Source organism: Stutzerimonas stutzeri, from assembly GCF_024448935.1.
GTDB classification, from domain to species: domain Bacteria; phylum Pseudomonadota; class Gammaproteobacteria; order Pseudomonadales; family Pseudomonadaceae; genus Stutzerimonas; species Stutzerimonas stutzeri_AO.
Window position 1 is genome coordinate 1 of record NZ_JAMOIE010000228.1, and the last position, 1,318, is coordinate 1,318.

2 protein-coding genes are annotated in these 1,318 nt (G+C 64.0%); both read left to right on the plus strand.

Annotated features, from left to right (window positions below; translation table 11 throughout):
- The first annotated feature begins 163 nt into the window (after nt 1-163).
- Nucleotides 164-454, plus strand: a complete 291-nt coding sequence (locus NA637_RS25015; protein WP_256075268.1) for a DUF1778 domain-containing protein — start codon at nt 164-166, stop codon at nt 452-454.
- Nucleotides 451-966 (plus strand): GNAT family N-acetyltransferase, encoded by a 516-nt coding sequence (locus NA637_RS25020; RefSeq protein ID WP_256075269.1) that lies wholly within the window; start codon nt 451-453, stop codon nt 964-966. Before NA637_RS25015 ends, NA637_RS25020 begins: the two co-directional genes overlap by 4 nt.
- Nucleotides 967-1,318: the final 352 nt, after the last annotated feature.

The following is a 1,318-nucleotide window of genomic DNA, read 5'->3' on the forward strand; positions in this document are numbered from 1 at the left end:
CCCCGCGGAATCCATGGATCGCCCCCGCGGAATCCATGGATCGCGAGCAAGCTCGCTCCTACGAAGAGCAGAAGCACGAGTCCCCTGGAGCCAGCTTGCTGGCGATCATCCTTTTGATAAATCCGGCAGTATGCCGTATATAATGTAGAAAAGGAGTTCAGCCATGCCCAGACCCGCAAGCGAAATCGAAACCGCCCGCCTTGAGGCGCGCGTTCCCATCCATGTCTATGAGCAGATGCAGCGCGCGGCCAAGCTGCGCGGCATGACGCTAACCGGCTATCTCATCGCCACGGCAGGTGAGGATGCCCGCCGCACGGTCGAGGAAGCCGACGTGCTGCGTCTTGCTGCAGAGGATCAGGTGCGCTTTGCCAAGGCGCTGATTGATCCGCCCGCGCCCAACGCCCGCCTGGCCCGCGCCGCGAAGCGTCATGCCGACCTGATCGCGCCCCGGTGAGCGCGCGGTTTGCGATAGAGGCGCTGACCAAGGCCCACCAGCGCAAGACGTTCTCGTGCGGCAACCAGCGGATCGACCGCTATTTTTGCGAGGCGGTCATGCAGGACATCAAGCGCCGATACGCGACCTGCTTTGTTGCCCGAGACCTTGAGACCGACCGGATCGCGGGTTTCTACACGCTGTCATCGAGCAACGTCCCGCTGACCGCCGTGCCCGAGCCGCTGACGAGCCGGTTGCCGCGCTATCCAACCGTCCCGGCCGTGCTGATCGGCTGGCTCGGCCGCGATCGGTCTTATGCCGGGCTTGGCCTTGGCGAGGCGCTGCTATTCGACGCGATCAAAACGGTCGCCGAAGCTCCAATAGGCGCCCACGCCATATTTGCCGACGCCATCGACGGGAGGGCCGCCACCTTCTACACGGCTTTCGGATTCACGCCGCTGATTGACCGGCCCAATACCCTGTATCTGCCTGTTGCAACGGCACAGCGCCTCTTGTCGGGAGAACCCCCATGACTTTCAGCGATGGCAAACCTCAGCCTCGGGTGCCGCTGCGCGCCGCCCTTTACCTGCGCGCTTCGACGACGCGGCAGTCCGAACGACTATTTGGCCCTGCCCTGCCTGCCTGCCTGCCTCGCCTACGTTTTCAACGGCGTGCCAAGGAAACAACTCGGCGCTCTCGATCGATACACGGCAGCGATCCCGCCTGAACTGACCGTGCCGATTGACGCCTGACTGAGTGGCCGGCTCAGGCGCTGCAAATCGTAGCGCAGGGCTGGTTTCCGATCGGCCGCCCACGGCAACGATCGGTTGCCGCTCCGGCATCGCTGGCACAATCGCTTCGCAGGCATGGCCCGCTCCTACGAAC

Excerpts from the sequence above, each read along its gene's own strand:
- NA637_RS25015 (WP_256075268.1), top strand. The coding sequence starts at position 164 with ATGCCCAGACCCGCAAGCGAAATCGAAACCGCCCGCCTTGAGGCGCGC.